Here is a 14,951-nt window from a genome sequence, read left to right as displayed (position 1 = left end):
AGCCGATGCGTTCGGGCGACCAGTCAGGCCAGCTTGTCGTCGGCGACGTGGTAGCGCGGATCCTCGGGCAGGTTCACTTCGATCATGTCGCGGGCGCGCTCCAATAGCTCGCGGCAGTCCGGGCTCAGGTGGCGCAGGTGCAGGCGCTTGCCGAGCCCGCGATAACGTTCCGCCAGCGCGTCGATGGCCTGGATCGCCGAGTGGTCGGCCACGCGCGCGCGCCTGAATTCGATCACCACGTCCTGCGGGTCGTCCTTCGGCGCGAACAGCGCCTGGAAGCCACTCACCGAGGCGAAGAACAGCGTGCCTTCCAGCTCGTAGACCTTCCAGCCCTGGGCATCGATGCTGGTGGCGACGCGGATCTGCTTCGCGTGCTGCCAGGCGAACACCAGGGCCGACACGATCACGCCCACCAGCACCGCGACCGCCAGGTCGAAGGCGAGGGTGATGCCGGCCACCAGCACGATCACCAGCGCATCCGCGCGCGGCACCTTGCCGAACAGGCGGAAGGTGCCCCACTCGAAGGTCTTCTCGCACACCACGAACATCACGCCGATCAGGGCCGCCAGCGGGATCTGCTCGATCCAGCTGGAGCCGACCAGGATGAAGGAGGCCAGGAACAGCGCCGCGACGATGCCCGACAGGCGCCCGGTGGCGCCGCTGTTCACGTTGATCATGCTCTGCCCGATCAGGGCGCAGCCGCCCATCCCGCCGAAGAAACCGGTGACGACGTTGGCCGCGCCCAGCGCCAGGCATTCGCGGTTCGGCTGGCCGCGGGTGTCGGTGATCTCGTCGATCAGGGTGAGCGTCAGCAGCGATTCGATCAGGCCGACGCCGGCCAGCACCAGCGCATAGGGGAAGACGATGCGCAGGGTCTCGAGGTTCCACGGCAGGTCCGGGATCGCGAAGCTGGGCAGGCCGCCCGCGATCGAACCGAGGTCGCCGACGGTCTTGGTGTCGACGCCGAGCAGCGCGCAGCCCGCCGTGGCGAGCAGGATGCCGACCAGCGTGGACGGCACCGCCTTCGTGATGCGCGGGGTCAGGTAGATGACGGCCACGGTCACGGCCACCACCGCCAGCATGGTCCACAGTTCCGCGCCGGCCATCCACTGGCCGCCGTTGTTGAAGTGCCCGAACTGGGCCACGAAGATCACCAGCGCCAGGCCGTTGACGAAGCCGAGCATCACCGGATGCGGCACCATGCGGATGAACCTGCCCAGCCTGAATGCGGCGAACAGCAGCTGCAGCACGCCCATCAGCACCACCGCCGCGAACAGGTACTGCGCGCCATGCTGCACCACCAGCGCCGTCATCACCACCGCCAGCGACCCGGCCGCCGCCGAAATCATGCCGGGACGGCCGCCGAAGCTGGAGGTGATGAGGGCGACCAGCACGGCGGCGTACAGGCCGGTGAGCGGGGAGACCTGGGCGACCAGGGCGAAGGCGATGGCTTCGGGGACCAGGGCGAGGGCGACGGTGAGGCCGCTGAGCAGGTTGGTTTTGATGTGGGATGGGGTGAGCATGGGGATTCGAGAAATGGCGGCGGCGTGCGTGAAAACTTGGATCCCGGCCTTCGCCGGAACCCAATTTTGCGTGCGTACCACGACGTATGCCGCAGTCGATACGCAAAACAAAATCCCCCCGCCGGCTGCCCGGTCGGGGGGATCGATAGTTTACCAGCTAAGCGCCGGCAACCGTGTCTTTACAAGCTTATTTGCTCACCACGAAGTTCGACGGCAAGCTTGCCAGGTACGCCCCAATGTCTTCCATATCCTTGTTCGACAGCGGCTGCACCTGCCCCGCCATGATCGGATTGGTGCGGCCGTTGGCGGCGGCGCCGCGCTTGTAGGCGCGCAGGGCGTGGGCCAGGTAGTCGGCGTGCTGGCCGGCCAGTTTCGGGTAGCTCGGGTCGATCGGCTTGTTGTAGTCGGCGCCGTGGCAGGACGCGCAGTTGTACTTCTTGACCAGCGCTTCGCCCTTGGAGACGTCGGCGGCAGAGGCGGCGAACGAGGCGGCGCAGGCGAGCAAAGTGAAAACGAGTTTCTTCATGTCGGTCCTCAGCGCTTGGCGGTGGCGGGGGTCTGCTGCGCGTAGTACGCGGCGACGTCGGCGATGTCCTGGTCGCTCAGGCTGGCGGCGATGCCGCGCATCGAAGGGTGCTTGCGGTCGCCCTTCTTGTAGGCGTGCAGCGCGGCTTCGATGTACTTGGCCGACTGGCCGCCGATCATCGGCACGCGGTAGACCTCGGGGAAGGCTGCCTTGTAGCCGGGGATGCCGTGGCAGCCGATGCACATCTCGATCTTGCTCGGTGCTGCCTTGGGATTGCCGACGACCTCCGCCGCCGTGGCGGTACCGGCGAACGCGGCCAGTACCAGTAGTGCTAAGGATTTTTTCATGGGTGTGGCTCGTTAGTTGTAATTCGAATACCGCAAACGCACAAAAAGTTAGCAAATGGACTACCAACCTGTCGATTCTATCTGAAGAGTTGACACCAGTCTACAAACGCGCGCAGCCTGTCGGGCTTAGCTTTCTGGCATATACTCGACTCCATTTCACTCGAATCCAGAACGCCCATGCACGCTCAAGCACGCTTCGAAGGCAGCGACAGCTACGTCGCCACCGCCGACCTGAAACTGGCCGTCAACGCCGCCCTGACCCTCGGCCGCCCGCTGCTGATCAAGGGCGAGCCGGGCACCGGCAAGACCATGCTGGCGGAAGAGGTGGCGGCCGCCCTGGACATGCCGCTGCTGCAGTGGCACGTGAAGTCGACCACCAAGGCCCAGCAGGGCCTGTACGAATACGACGCGGTGTCGCGCCTGCGCGATTCGCAACTGGGCGACGAGCGCGTGCGCGACATCCACAACTACATCGTCAAGGGCGTGCTGTGGCAGGCCTTCACGGCGCCGGAGCCGGTGGTGCTGCTGATCGACGAGATCGACAAGGCCGACATCGAGTTCCCGAACGACCTGCTGCGCGAACTGGACCGCATGGAGTTCTACGTCTACGAGACGCGCGAGATGGTGGTCGCGAAGCACCGCCCGCTGGTGATCATCACCTCGAACAACGAGAAGGAACTGCCGGACGCTTTCCTGCGCCGCTGCTTCTTCCACTACATCAAATTCCCGGACCGCGAGACGATGAGCGACATCGTCAAGGTCCACTTCCCGACCCTGAAGCAGGACCTGCTCGCCGCCGCCCTGCAGAGCTTCTACGAACTGCGCGAGGTCGCCGGCATCAAGAAGAAGCCCTCGACCTCGGAATTCCTGGACTGGCTGAAACTGCTGCTGGCCGAGGACATCCCAGCCGAGGCGCTGCGCAGCCAGGACGCCAAGGCGATCGTGCCGCCGCTGCACGGCGCCCTGCTCAAGAACGAACAGGACGTGCACCTGTTCGAGCGCCTGGTGACCATGTCGAGGATGAATCGATGATCACGGTCGTCCCCGTCACGCTCGAGTTCAACGGCCTGCGCCTGGAACCGCTGGCGCTGCACCACGAAGAAGGCCTGCGCGCCGCCGCCAGCGACGGCGAACTCTGGAACCTGCGCGTGACCAGCGTGCCCGAGCCGCACGACACGCGGCAGTACATCGCCACCGCGCTCGAGACGCGCGACCGCGTCGCCTTCGCCGCGGTCGATACCCGCAGCGGCGCGGTGCTCGGCACCACCAGCTACCACGACATCGTGCCCGCGGCGGATCGCGTGGAGATCGGCTACACCTGGTACGCCAGGCGCGTCCAGCGCAGCCACGTGAACACCAGCTGCAAATTGCTGCTGCTCTCGCACGCCTTCGACACGCTCGGCGCCGGGGTGGCGGGCCTGCGCACCGACTGCGAGAACTTCGCCTCGCAGGCGGCCATCGAAAAACTCGGCGCGAAGAAGGACGGCACGATCCGCCACCACGTCCTGCGCCGCGACGGCACGGTGCGCGACACCGTCATGTACAGCATCTTGAAAAGCGAATGGCCAGCCATCAAGCGCGCCCTGCACGAGCGGCTGGAGCGCCATTCAAGGGCTTGAATCATGCTGATCGATTTCTTCTACGCCCTGCGTGACGCGAAAGTCCCGGTCACGGTCAAGGAATTCCTGACTTTGCTGGAGGCCATGCAGCGCCAGGTGATCGCGCCCTCGCTCGACGAATTCTATTACCTGTCGCGCCTGACCCTGGTGAAGGACGAGGCCCACTTCGACAAGTTCGATCGCGCCTTCGGCGCCTACTTCAAGGGCGTGAACGCGGTGTTCGACGAAAAGGCCGAGATTCCGCTCGACTGGCTGCTCAAGCGCTTCGAGCGCGAGCTGACGCCGGAGCAGAAGGCGGCGCTGCAAAAGCTCGGCTACGACAAGCTGCAGCAGCGCCTGGCGGAACTCCTGAAGGAACAGCACGGCCGCCACGAAGGCGGCAGCAAGTGGATCGGCACCGGCGGCACTTCCCCCTTCGGCAATGGCGGCACCAATCCGGAAGGGATCCGCATCGGCGGGCAAGGCCGCAACCGCACCGCGGTCAAAGTCTGGGACCAGCGCAGCTACCGCGACTACGACGACGAGCGCGAACTGGGCACCCGCAACCTCAAGGTCGCGCTGCGCCGCCTGCGCCGCTTCGCGCGCACCGGGGCCGCGGAAGAGCTGGCGCTGGACGACACCATCCGCGCCACCGCCAGCAATGCCGGCTACCTCGACATCCGCATGCAGCCGGAACGCCGGAACCGCATCAAGGTGGTGATGCTGCTGGACGTCGGCGGCTCGATGGACGACCACATCGAGCGCGTCGAGGAACTGTTCTCGGCCGCGAAAAGCGAGTTCAAGAACATGGAGTTCTACTACTTCCACAACTGCGTCTACGACTACCTGTGGAAGAACAACCGGCGCCGCCACAGCGAGCGCTTCCCGACCTGGGACGTGCTGCGCAAGTATCCGCCCGACACCCGCGTGCTGTTCGTCGGCGACGCCACCATGAGCCCCTACGAGGTGCTGGCGCCGGGCGGCTCGGTCGAGTACAACAACGAGGAAGCCGGCGCCGCCTGGCTGGCGCGCTTTACCAGCGCCTTCCCGAAATTCGCCTGGCTCAATCCGGAGCCGGAGAACCTGTGGCCCTACCGCCAGTCGATCGCGCTGATCCGGCAGATCATGCATGAGCGGATGTTCCCGATCACCCTGGAAGGCCTGGAACGGGCAATGCGGCTACTCAGCAAGTAGGACTGTTCGCACATCAATCGTGCGCATTTACAGGCCTTGTAGAATTGCCAATAAATCAATTCGACCTGGGGATACCGAATGCCCGACCTGCTGCCCATCCTGACCAGCCTCGCTTGGCCGATCGCGCTCGCGGTCGCCTGGCTCGCCGGCGAATTCGGGCAGCGCTGGACCGGCCTGCCGCGCATCAGCTTCTACGGCCTGGTCGGCTTCGCCCTCGGCGCTTCCCAGATCGGCGTGCTGCCCGCCCCGGACGCCGGCCCGGTCGCCCTGCTGGCCGACATCGCCTTCGGCCTGATCCTGTTCGAACTCGGCTACCGCATCAACCTGCGCTGGCTGCGCCACAATCCCTGGATCGGCGTGGCCGGCCTGGCCGAGGCGCTGCTGACTTTCGTCGCGGTCTACCTGGTGGCGCTCGCCTTCGGCACCCCGCAGCTGGTGGCCCTGATGATGGCCGCGCTGTCGATGGGCACTTCGCCGGCCACCATCGTGCGCGTCATCAACGAGCAGCGCAGCTCGGGCCAGGTCACCGAGCGCGTGCTGCACCTGACCGCGCAGAACTGCGTGCTGGCGGTGTTCGCCTTCAACGCCATCATCGGCTTCTGGATCTTCCGCACCTTCGACGCGGTCGGCGAGGCGCTGTGGCAGAGCCTCGTGGTGCTGCTTGGGTCGCTGCTGGTCGGCGCCGTGTTCGGCCTGCTGGTGCCGGCCCTGCTGCGCGCCATCCACAACCCGCATCAGGACGCCACCGTCGCCTTCGCCCTGGCCGTGGTGCTGCTGGTGGCGGTGTGCGACGCCGGCACCCTGTCGCCCTACATCGCCACGCTGGCCTTCGGCTTGACTGCACGCCACCGCCGCGTCGCCTTCAGCCAGGCGCAGCGCAATTTCGGGCCGCTGGGCGAACTGCTCACCGTGCTGCTGTTCCTGTACGCCGCCTCGACCCTGGACTGGCGCCAGATCGCCAGCGGCAGCGCGCTCGCCGTCATCGTGGTGCTGGTGCGCCAGATCGCCAAAACCGCCGGCGTCACCGCCTTCGCCCACCTGTCCGGCGTCTCCTGGCGCAAGGGCGCCCTCACCGGCCTCGGCCTGGCGCCCTTGTCGGTGTTCGTGATTCTCCTGATCGAGCATGCGCGCCACGCCGGCGTGCACGTGGTGGAAGAATTACGCGCCATGGCCGCGGTGACGATGCTGCTCGAAGTGTTCGGCCCCGTCATCATCCAGCGCGCCCTGGTCTGGGCCAACGAATCGTCTACCCGCGAGCCGGAGCAACACCATGCCGCTTGAAGCCTTCAACGCATCCCAGCCGCTCACCTTCGGGGTCGAGCTCGAACTGCAGCTGGTCAGCCTGTCCGACTTCGACCTGACCGCCGCCGCGCCCGACCTGCTGCACCTGTTGAAGCGCAAGCCCTTCCCGGGCAACGTGACGCCCGAGATCACCGAGAGCATGATCGAGATTAACTCGAGCGTGCACTCGTCCTACGGCCCGCTGCTGGCGGAACTGCTCGACATCCGCGACACCCTGGTGGCGGCCGGGGACCAGCTCAACGTCGGCATCGCCGGCGGAGGAACGCATCCGTTCCAGCACTGGTCGGAACAGAAAATCTCGGCCAAGCCGCGCTACGAATACCTGTCGCAGCTGTACGGCTATCTCGCCAAGCAGTTCACGGTATTCGGCCAGCACGTGCACATCGGCTGCGCCAACGGCGACGACGCGCTGTACCTGCTGCACGCGCTGAACCGCTACCTGCCGCACTTCATCGCCTTGTCGAGCTCGTCGCCCTTCGTTCAGGGACACGACTCCGGCTTCGACTCGGCGCGCCTGAATTCGGTGTTCGCCTTCCCGATGAGCGGGCGCGCGCCGTTCGTCCACACCTGGCAGGAGTTCACCGACGTCTACTTCGCCAAGATGGAGCGCACCAACATCATCAAGAGCATGAAGGACTTCTACTGGGACCTGAGGCCGAAACCCGAATACGGCACCATCGAGCTGCGCGTGTGCGACACGCCGCTGACGGTGGAACGCGCAGCCGCGATCGCCGGCTACCTGCAGGCCCTGTGCCGCTACCTGCTCACGCGCGCGGAAGAGGCGCCCGTCGAGGACGACTACCTGGTCTACAACTACAACCGCTTCCAGGCCTGCCGCTTCGGGCTGGAGGGGTCGATCACGCATCCGAAGACTTATGAATCGCTGCCGCTGCGCGAGGACATCCTCATGACGCTCGAGAAGATGATGCCGCATGCGGAAGCGCTGGGCAGCGTGGACGCGCTGAAGCACCTGGCGGCGGCGGCGCGCGAAGGCAGCGACGCGACCCAGCTGCGGCGGGTGTTCGAGCGCGAAGGCAGCGTCGAGGGCATGGTGCATGCGGCGATCCAGCGCTTCCGGGGCGACCGGCGCATGCGCGTGCGCTAGCCTTTCCGTCCATAGAAACATCCCTTCTTTCATGCATGGGAAATTGACGCTCGCCCCACCCTGTTGTGTAATCACAATAAATCGTATGGGATTCATACAAGCTTATGGTGTTACACAACAGGATCGCGCTGTTCCGTGCGGAGCGCAATATCTCGCGACGCGCGCTTGCTGAAGCAGTCGGCGTCAACAACCAGACGATCGGTTACCTGGAGCGCGGGGACTACAAGCCCAGCCTGGAACTGGCGATGAAGATCGCCCAGCACTTCGGCGTCAGCGTCGAGATGCTGTTTTCGTTCCAGCGCTTCGAATCGATCGCCATGACCTTGAAACGCGTGGGAGAAGAAGAATGAATGTGAGCGGCAAGACGGCTTGGCAGAAGATGGATTCGCTGGTGCGCTGGTCCGGGGTATCGGACCGGGTGAAGCGCGATATGTCCAACGAGCTGGAGACGGGACGGCGCCATCGTCCGATGCGCTGGGTTCCGCTGATCCCGATGGCCTGCGGCGCGGGACTCATCCTGGCTGCCGCCACGACACCCATGTCGCCGGTCATGTATGCCGCGGTCGGCCCGCTGATCGCGACGATGGCGGCCATTTCCCTCAACGGCCCGCTGGGCAAGCCGTCGATCGAAGACGACGAACGGGAAGCCGCGTTGCGCAAGGATGCCTTCCTGTTCTGCTTCGCCATCCTGGCCTTTGCCAACATGGTCGGCGGGCCGGTCCTGATGCTGATGGCGGCGTTGCATGCATGGACGACCGAGCGCATCGCCGGCGTCGCCTTCGCGCTCGTGGTCGGCAACATGGCGTGGCTCGGTGCGCTTCCCACGCTGTATGCGAGCTGGAAGTCGCCGCGGTCGTCGAGCAGCGAGGATTAGGTCGCGCTCCCGGACGGGTGCATGCCGTCCGGTGAGCGCATCTTCAGCGCATCGAGCAGTTTTTCCTGCTTGTTCTGCTTGTAGAAGAACAGCGCCGCCGTCGCACTCGCGAACAGCAGGATCACGCTGGCCGCGTCGACGCCGACATTCACGCGCACATCTACCCTGACGTCTTTCATACATTTTCTCCTGGTACGTATGTTGGTTTCGCCGTTCAAGGCCTCGGCCTTGGTCTTACAAAAAGCTTAACACGCACCTGCCTCCATCCGCGTTCCGGATCGGCGCCGTCTAGCCGTGCGCGCCGCGCGAATCCAGCGGCGCTCCGGCGCGTTCGTGCAGGCCGTAGTCGCGCACGACCTGCGCCACCCGCAGCCGGTAGTCGCGGAAGATCCCGCCGCGGCCCTGCGCCTGCGCCGCGCGGTGCGCTTCGAGACCACGCCAGCGCGCCACCGCCTCCTCGTCGCGCCAGAACGAGAGCGACAGGATGCGCCCGGGGCGCGACAGCGACTCGAAGCGCTCGATCGACACGAAGCCGTCGATGGCGTCGAGGTCGGCGCGCAGGCCGGCGGCGATGTCGAGGTAGGCCTGGCGCCGGCCCTCCGCGGGCTCGACCTCGAAGATCACCGCGATCACGACAGCGCCTCGCGTCCCAGCGTGCCATCGACTACCTCGGTAAAGGTGCGCCATTCGCGCAGGATGAAACGCTGTTCCTGCGCCAGCGCGAAGTTGGCGCGCGCTTCGGGATCCTGTTTCAGGCGGGTGCGGTAGGCCTCGTAGGCCGCCAGGCTGTCGAAGGCAACCAGGCCCCAGGCCTCGTCGTTGCTTCCCTCGTGCGGCAGGAAGTAGCCGAGCAGGTGGCCACCCAGGCGCGGGATGATGCGGCCCCAGTTCTCGCTGTAACGGCGGAAGTTCTCGCGCTGGAAGGGGTCGATCTGGTAGCGGATGAAGCAGGTGATGGTCATGTGGACTCCTCGTGTGGTGGATGCAGCCATTCTGGACGTTTGCATGGCCGGATGCTTCGGCTAAGATCGAAGCATGGGACCGAACATCACCACCATCGCCTTTCTCATCGGCGACCATGCGCGCAGCCAGGCGCTGACCGCGCTCATGGCCGGCCGCGCGCTCACCGCCACCGAACTGGCCGACAGCGCCGGCGTCACGCGCCAGACCATCAGCACCCACCTGGGCCAGCTGGTCGAGGCCGGCCTGCTCGCGGTCGAGAAGCAGGGGCGGCACCGCTACTTTCGCATCGCCGACGCCGAGGTCGCCCAGATGCTGGAGTCGCTGATGGGGGCCGCCGCCCTCGCCCGTCCGCCGCGCGTGGGTCCGCGGCCGGGTCCGCGCGAACCGGCGCTGCGCAAGGCGCGCGTCTGCTACGACCACCTGGCGGGGGAACTCGGGGTGCTGGTCTACGAGAAGCTGGCCGAGCGCGGCGCGTTTGCGCTGGGGGCGGATGGGATCGTGCTCACACCACAGGGGCAGCAGGCCATGGAGCGGATCGGTGTGGCTGCGACTGCGGCGGGTGGGCGTCGTCCGTTCTGCCGTACTTGCCTGGACTGGAGCGAGCGGCGCCATCATCTGGCTGGGACGCTGGGCGCGGCGCTGCTCGATCGATTCGAAGGGCTAGGGTGGGCCAAACGCTTACCGGACTCGCGCGTGCTGGCGTTCAGCGTGGAGGGAGAAGCCGCGCTGCGAGCGTGGCTGTTGTAGGGTGGACGGGTTTCGCGTCCGCCCTACGATCAACCGGCAACTGCGGGCTTGGACGCCCACTGCCCCTTCATGAAGCGCGCCAGCAGCGGCTGCTTGGCAGGCTGCGGGCGCGGCATGGTTTCGTCCACCAGCATCGCCCAGCGATCGGCCAGCTGTTCGCAGGTGGCGCGCAGCACCGGATCGACGTCCGGCAGGCGCGACAGCGCGCACAGGTGGCGCTCGATCACCGAAGCCAGTTTGACGCAGGGCTGCTCGCCGTCGACGCGGGCGGTGTAGTGCGACATCAGGTGCAGCAGCGAAGCCACCAGCATCACGTCCTGGCTGCGTGGTTCCGGCGGGCTCAAGACAGGGTCTGCGAAAGAAATGGTCATACACACGTCTCCTGAACGGTCGCAAAATCAAATGAGAATCATTCTCATTCAATTATTGTCCTGTCGCGGAACGAAAGCAAGCGTTTTCGGCAAACGTGTTTGGGGTGAAACACCTGTCGGAAGTCAGAGCCGGGTTTCGCGCGCGGCGCGCAGGAACTCGTCCAGTACCGGCGTGCAATCGAGCAGCTCGGTGCCGCCGGCGCGGTGGAATTCCGGGTGCCATTGCAGGCCCATCACGAAGTCGGCACGTTCGTAGCGGATCGCTTCGACGATGCCGTCCGGCTCGGAATACGCTTCGACGCGGATGTCGCGCCCCAGCTCCTTGACCGCCTGGTGGTGGATCGAATTGACGATCGGCCGCTCGACCGTGCCGAACATCTTGCCGAGCGTGGAGCCAGCCGGGAAGCGGATCGCGTGGCGGTGGGCGTCATAGATGTCTTGCACGTGCGCCAGTGCTTCCGGCACATTGGTGGCGACGTCCTGGTAGAGCGTGCCGCCGAAGGCGACATTGATCAATTGACAGCCGCGGCACACCCCCAGGACCGGCTTGCCGGCATCGACGAATTCGTGCAGCAGCTCGAGCTCGTAGACGTCGCGGGCGCGGTCGCCGCTCCACTCGGGCCGGGTCGGCACTTCGGAATAGGTCTGGGGCGCCACGTCGGCCCCGCCCTGCAGCACCAGGCCGTCCAGGTGGCGGGCGTAATGGCGCAGGGTGATGTTGCTGGGGTGGAGCAAGCCGTTGGTATTCACCGTCGGGATCATGAACACCAGCACGTCGCGCGACATCACCCACTGGGCGATCGATTCCTCGAGATACTGGAGATTCTTGCTGAGCAGGCCGCGGGCGCCGGCTTCGGGATGGAAGATGCGGGCCGACACGCCGATGTGCAGTGTGCGGTTCATGAAGTCGCGATTGAAACGCTCGCGGAAGGCGCGCCAGCGCGATGTCAGCACGCGCCCCGCCAGCGCCAGCGGCGTATCGCCGTCGCGCTGGTATTTTGCATAGCCACGCATGGTCTGGCCCTGGGTAGCGCGCCTGTCAGGCACCCGCTCCGGGGTGTCCGGACGTTTGTCGATGGCCGGGCCGGGGCCTTCCTGGGGAAGTTGTCGATCGTCTTGCGCCATGAATGACAATATAGCCGCGTAGCGACTGCGCACGATTCGGAGTTGTTACAAATATTCATCACCACGGCCGGCCGTGTTGCGAAAACGGCAGCTTGCGGTAATTCGGATTTCGGTTAATACTGTATGCAATTACAGTGGTTTTAGCCGGGCAGAGCCAGCAGCTTCCGGAAAGTGGCCACCAGGTGACGGTCCGCCACCGGCTTGTCGAGCAGGCCACGCACGCCGGCATCGCGGGCGCGCAGGCTGTCGTACTTGAAGGATTGCCCAACAAGAAACACCACGGCGGTACGTCCTGCGCCTTCCTGGGATTTGATGGCGCTGCTCAGGCTGTACGGTTCGATGCCGGGCGCGCAGGTATTGATCATGACCAGGGAAACCGGGGTTTCGTCGCACAGGCGCACGGCGGCGCGGCTGCTGTCGGTCCATTCGACCGGCCGGCCACCGCAGGAATTGCTGTTGGTCGCGCCGGCGCCGAGTTGATTGGTCACCACCCGCGCCACGTGGTCGCGGAAAGCGCCGCCCTTGTCGATGATCAGGACCGCGCCGTCCGGCGGCCCCTGGCGCATGCGCTGGTAATAGGGGGGCGCTTCGGTATCCGGCCCCAGCCGAGGCCTTCGGCGGCGCTCCGGCAGGCTGCATTCGCCGCGCGCGGCGAGCAGGGCCTGGGCCTGGACCCGGGAATCGAGCAGTTCGGCCAGGGCGGTGCACAGGCCGGCGCAATCGACAGGCCGCGATAATGTCGGCCAGTTGCCGGCGCCGTCGCCGCCGATCAGCAGGATCGGCTGTAGCGCGCCGGGCGGCAGGCAGGCCAGGCGCGCCAGGGCGTCGGGGTTGGCGCCATCGGCGATATAGAGGTCGGGTTCTTGCAAACTGTCGTCGTGCAGGCAAAAATACGACGGCCCTGTGGCAGGAGCCTGCGCAAGCAGGTATTCCAGCCGCGCGCATTCAGCCGGTGCGAAACCGATCAATCGGATGGTGAACGGATATCTGGGTGCGATCATCGCTTTTCCAGCCTTTCCTGGCACTTCCGGGTCACATCGTTTTAATCTAGCACAATGGTGCGGACTAACAAGCACGTTTGGTTTCGCGTAAAAGACAATTTTTTTCCGCGCGACAAGATAGAAGTTAGAATGCGCAAGCATTAAATTTAAGAAAACCCAGCATGGCTTCCAAGAAACCCGCATCCGACTACAGCGAATCATCCATCCGTGTCCTCAAGGGACTCGAACCTGTGAAACAGCGTCCGGGCATGTATACCCGGACCGAAAATCCGCTGCACATCATCCAGGAAGTGATCGACAACGCCTCCGACGAGGCGCTGGGCGGACACTGCAAGAACATCGCCGTGACGCTGAACACGGACGGCTCGGTCACGGTCGAAGACGACGGCCGCGGCATCCCGGTTGGACTGCACCCGGAAGAAAACGTGCCGACCGTCGAGATCGTCTTCACCCGCCTGCACGCGGGCGGCAAGTTCGACAAGGGCTCGGGCGGCGCCTACGCCTTCTCGGGCGGCCTGCACGGCGTCGGCGTGTCCGTCACCAATGCGCTGTCGACGCGCCTGGAAATCACCGTCTGGCGCAAGGACGACGACGGCAATGGCGTGCACGACCTGGCCTTCGAGAACGGCGACCTGGTCGAGCCCCTCGCCTCCCGTCCCGCCGAGCGTGGCGGCAGGAAGAACGGCACCCGCGTCACCGCCCGTCCCGACCCGAAGTATTTCGACTCCCCGAACATTCCGCTCGGCGACATGCAGCGCCTGCTGCGCTCCAAGGCCGTGCTGCTGCCGGGCGTGACCGTCACGCTCACCAATGCAAAAACCGGCGACGTCCAGACCTGGCGCTATGACGAAGGCCTGCGCGGCTATCTCACCGAGGCACTGAACCAGACCTCCGGCGGCCAGACCGTGATCCCGCTGTTCGAAGGCGCGCAATACGCAGCAAGCGGCGACGAAGGGTTCGCCGAGGGTGAAGGCGCGGCCTGGGTGGTGGCCTGGACCGAGGAAGGCGGCGTGGTGCGCGAGTCCTACGTCAATCTGATCCCGACCGTCAGCGGCGGCACCCACGAATCCGGGCTGCGCGATGGCCTGTTCGGCGCGGTCAAGAACTTCGTCGAGATGCACTCGCTGCTGCCGAAGGGCGTCAAGCTGCTGCCGGAAGACGTGTTCGCACGCGTTTCCTTCGTGCTGTCGGCGAAGGTGCTGGACCCGCAGTTCCAGGGCCAGACCAAGGAACGCCTGAATTCGCGCGACGCGGTCAAGCTCGTTTCGACCTTCACGAAACCGCCGCTGGAACTGTGGCTGAACCAGCACGTCGAATACGGCAAGAAGCTGGCCGAACTGGTCATCAAGCAAGCCCAATCGCGCCTGCGTTCGCTGCAGAAGGTCGAGAAGAAGAAATCGTCCGGGGTGGCCGTGTTGCCGGGCAAGCTCACCGATTGCGAGTCGAGCGACATCACCCGCAACGAACTGTTCCTGGTCGAGGGCGACTCGGCGGGCGGTTCCGCGAAGATGGGCCGCGACAAGGAATTCCAGGCGATTTTGCCGCTGCGCGGCAAGGTGCTGAACTCCTGGGAAACCGACCGCGACCGCCTGTTCGCCAACAACGAGATCCACGACATCGCGGTGGCGATCGGCGTCGACCCGCACGGCCCGGACGACAATCCGGACCTCTCCGGCCTGCGCTACGGGAAGATCTGCATCCTGTCCGATGCGGACGTGGACGGCTCGCACATCCAGGTCCTGCTGCTGACCCTGTTCTTCAAGCACTTCCCTGCCCTGTTCCGCAGCGGCCACATCTGCGTCGCCCGCCCGCCGCTGTACCGCGTCGACGTGCCGGCGCGCGGCAAGAAACCGATCCAGAAGCTGTACGCGCTGGACGACGGCGAACTGCTGGCGATCGAGGACAAGCTGAAGAAGGAAGGCCTGAAGGAAGGCGTATGGAGCATTTCGCGCTTCAAGGGCCTGGGCGAGATGAACGCGGAACAGCTGTGGGAAACCACCATGAATCCGGATACCCGCCGCTTGCTGCCGGTGGCGTTCGGCCAGTACAACCTGGCGGAATCGGCGTCGCGCTTCAATATGCTGATGGGTAAGGGCGAAGCGGCTGCGCGCAGGGCGTGGCTTGAGGAACACGGGAACGAAACGGAAGCGGATATCTGATGCGGTAAAGGTCTGCCAGCAAACTTGGGTTCCGGCCTTCGCCGGAACGACGTGCATAAGTTAGCGGTGAAAGCACAGTTGACCTAAAAACCGTCATCCCGGCGAAGGCCGGGATC

General features: G+C 65.4%; 18 protein-coding genes. 9 read left to right on the top strand and 9 right to left on the bottom strand.

Annotation, left to right across the window (positions count from 1 at the left end; translation table 11 throughout):
• Positions 1-23: 23 nt before the first annotated feature.
• The 3 genes from LQ564_RS02120 to LQ564_RS02110 all read right to left on the bottom strand — a co-directional run bounded on the left by LQ564_RS02120 (position 24) and on the right by LQ564_RS02110 (position 2,396).
• Entirely contained in the window at positions 24-1,523 is a 1,500-nt protein-coding gene (locus tag LQ564_RS02120; RefSeq protein ID WP_231056435.1) for a SulP family inorganic anion transporter, read from the bottom strand.
• A gap of 187 nt (positions 1,524-1,710) precedes the next feature.
• Positions 1,711-2,049, bottom strand: a complete 339-nt coding sequence (locus LQ564_RS02115; RefSeq protein ID WP_231056434.1) for a c-type cytochrome — start codon at positions 2,047-2,049, stop codon at positions 1,711-1,713.
• 8 nt (positions 2,050-2,057) lie between these two features.
• Complete coding sequence (locus tag LQ564_RS02110) at positions 2,058-2,396, bottom strand: c-type cytochrome (protein WP_231056433.1); 339 nt, start codon at positions 2,394-2,396, stop codon at positions 2,058-2,060.
• A 177-nt stretch (positions 2,397-2,573) separates the two neighbouring features.
• On the opposite strand from LQ564_RS02110, the gene LQ564_RS02105 reads away from it, so the two are divergent.
• The 7 genes from LQ564_RS02105 to LQ564_RS02075 all read left to right on the top strand — a co-directional run bounded on the left by LQ564_RS02105 (position 2,574) and on the right by LQ564_RS02075 (position 8,469).
• Positions 2,574-3,428 carry an AAA family ATPase gene (locus LQ564_RS02105; protein WP_231056432.1) on the top strand — a complete coding sequence of 285 codons (855 nt, stop codon included), beginning with the start codon at positions 2,574-2,576 and terminating at the stop codon, positions 3,426-3,428.
• A complete protein-coding gene (locus tag LQ564_RS02100) occupies positions 3,425-4,015 on the top strand; it encodes a GNAT family N-acetyltransferase (RefSeq protein WP_231056431.1) in 591 nt (196 codons plus the stop codon). Before LQ564_RS02105 ends, LQ564_RS02100 begins: the two co-directional genes overlap by 4 nt.
• A 3-nt stretch (positions 4,016-4,018) precedes the next feature.
• Positions 4,019-5,188: a vWA domain-containing protein gene (locus LQ564_RS02095; RefSeq protein ID WP_231056430.1), complete on the top strand. Its 1,170-nt coding sequence runs from the start codon at positions 4,019-4,021 to the stop codon at positions 5,186-5,188.
• Between the two features lie 78 nt (positions 5,189-5,266).
• Positions 5,267-6,469 (top strand): cation:proton antiporter, encoded by a 1,203-nt coding sequence (locus tag LQ564_RS02090; RefSeq protein ID WP_231056429.1) that lies wholly within the window; start codon positions 5,267-5,269, stop codon positions 6,467-6,469.
• A complete protein-coding gene (locus tag LQ564_RS02085) occupies positions 6,459-7,595 on the top strand; it encodes a YbdK family carboxylate-amine ligase (protein ID WP_231056428.1) in 1,137 nt (378 codons plus the stop codon). Before LQ564_RS02090 ends, LQ564_RS02085 begins: the two co-directional genes overlap by 11 nt.
• A 104-nt stretch (positions 7,596-7,699) precedes the next feature.
• Positions 7,700-7,945, top strand: coding sequence for a helix-turn-helix transcriptional regulator (locus tag LQ564_RS02080; protein WP_231056427.1), 246 nt, complete (start codon positions 7,700-7,702; stop codon positions 7,943-7,945).
• Positions 7,942-8,469, top strand: coding sequence for a hypothetical protein (locus LQ564_RS02075; RefSeq protein WP_231056426.1), 528 nt, complete (start codon positions 7,942-7,944; stop codon positions 8,467-8,469). The genes LQ564_RS02080 and LQ564_RS02075 overlap by 4 nt, the downstream gene beginning before the upstream one ends.
• Here the strand turns inward: LQ564_RS02075 and LQ564_RS02070 are convergent.
• From LQ564_RS02070 to LQ564_RS02060, 3 genes are all read right to left on the bottom strand, one after another.
• Entirely contained in the window at positions 8,466-8,648 is a 183-nt protein-coding gene (locus LQ564_RS02070; RefSeq protein ID WP_231056425.1) for a hypothetical protein, read from the bottom strand. The genes LQ564_RS02075 and LQ564_RS02070 overlap by 4 nt on opposite strands.
• A 109-nt stretch (positions 8,649-8,757) precedes the next feature.
• On the bottom strand, positions 8,758-9,102 hold the full coding sequence (locus LQ564_RS02065; protein WP_231056424.1) for an antibiotic biosynthesis monooxygenase family protein: 345 nt from the start codon (positions 9,100-9,102) through the stop codon (positions 8,758-8,760).
• Positions 9,099-9,431, bottom strand: coding sequence for an NIPSNAP family protein (locus LQ564_RS02060; protein WP_231056423.1), 333 nt, complete (start codon positions 9,429-9,431; stop codon positions 9,099-9,101). The genes LQ564_RS02065 and LQ564_RS02060 overlap by 4 nt, the downstream gene beginning before the upstream one ends.
• A 73-nt stretch (positions 9,432-9,504) precedes the next feature.
• Here LQ564_RS02060 and LQ564_RS02055 point away from each other — a divergent pair, with 73 nt between their 5' ends.
• The gene (locus tag LQ564_RS02055; RefSeq protein WP_231056422.1) at positions 9,505-10,179 is read left to right on the top strand and encodes an ArsR/SmtB family transcription factor; all 675 of its coding nucleotides are present in this window, start codon (positions 9,505-9,507) and stop codon (positions 10,177-10,179) included.
• A gap of 29 nt (positions 10,180-10,208) precedes the next feature.
• On the opposite strand, the gene LQ564_RS02050 is transcribed toward LQ564_RS02055, so the two are convergent.
• The 3 genes from LQ564_RS02050 to LQ564_RS02040 form a co-directional block, all read right to left on the bottom strand.
• Complete coding sequence (locus LQ564_RS02050) at positions 10,209-10,550, bottom strand: hypothetical protein (protein WP_231056421.1); 342 nt, start codon at positions 10,548-10,550, stop codon at positions 10,209-10,211.
• A 123-nt stretch (positions 10,551-10,673) separates the two neighbouring features.
• Positions 10,674-11,675: a gamma-glutamyl-gamma-aminobutyrate hydrolase family protein gene (locus LQ564_RS02045; RefSeq protein WP_231056420.1), complete on the bottom strand. Its 1,002-nt coding sequence runs from the start codon at positions 11,673-11,675 to the stop codon at positions 10,674-10,676.
• Positions 11,676-11,815: 140 nt separating this feature from the next.
• Entirely contained in the window at positions 11,816-12,544 is a 729-nt protein-coding gene (locus LQ564_RS02040) for a response regulator (protein ID WP_231056419.1), read from the bottom strand.
• A 293-nt stretch (positions 12,545-12,837) separates the two neighbouring features.
• Between LQ564_RS02040 and LQ564_RS02035 the strand changes: the two genes are divergently transcribed.
• Entirely contained in the window at positions 12,838-14,835 is a 1,998-nt protein-coding gene (locus LQ564_RS02035; protein ID WP_231056418.1) for a DNA topoisomerase IV subunit B, read from the top strand.
• Positions 14,836-14,951 lie beyond the last annotated feature (116 nt).

The sequence above is a fragment of the Massilia phyllostachyos genome (genome assembly GCF_021044825.1).
GTDB classification, from domain to species: Bacteria; Pseudomonadota; Gammaproteobacteria; order Burkholderiales; family Burkholderiaceae_D; genus Telluria; species Telluria phyllostachyos.
Note: the sequence above shows the minus strand (reverse complement) of the source record. Positions and strands in the feature narration are given on the sequence as shown.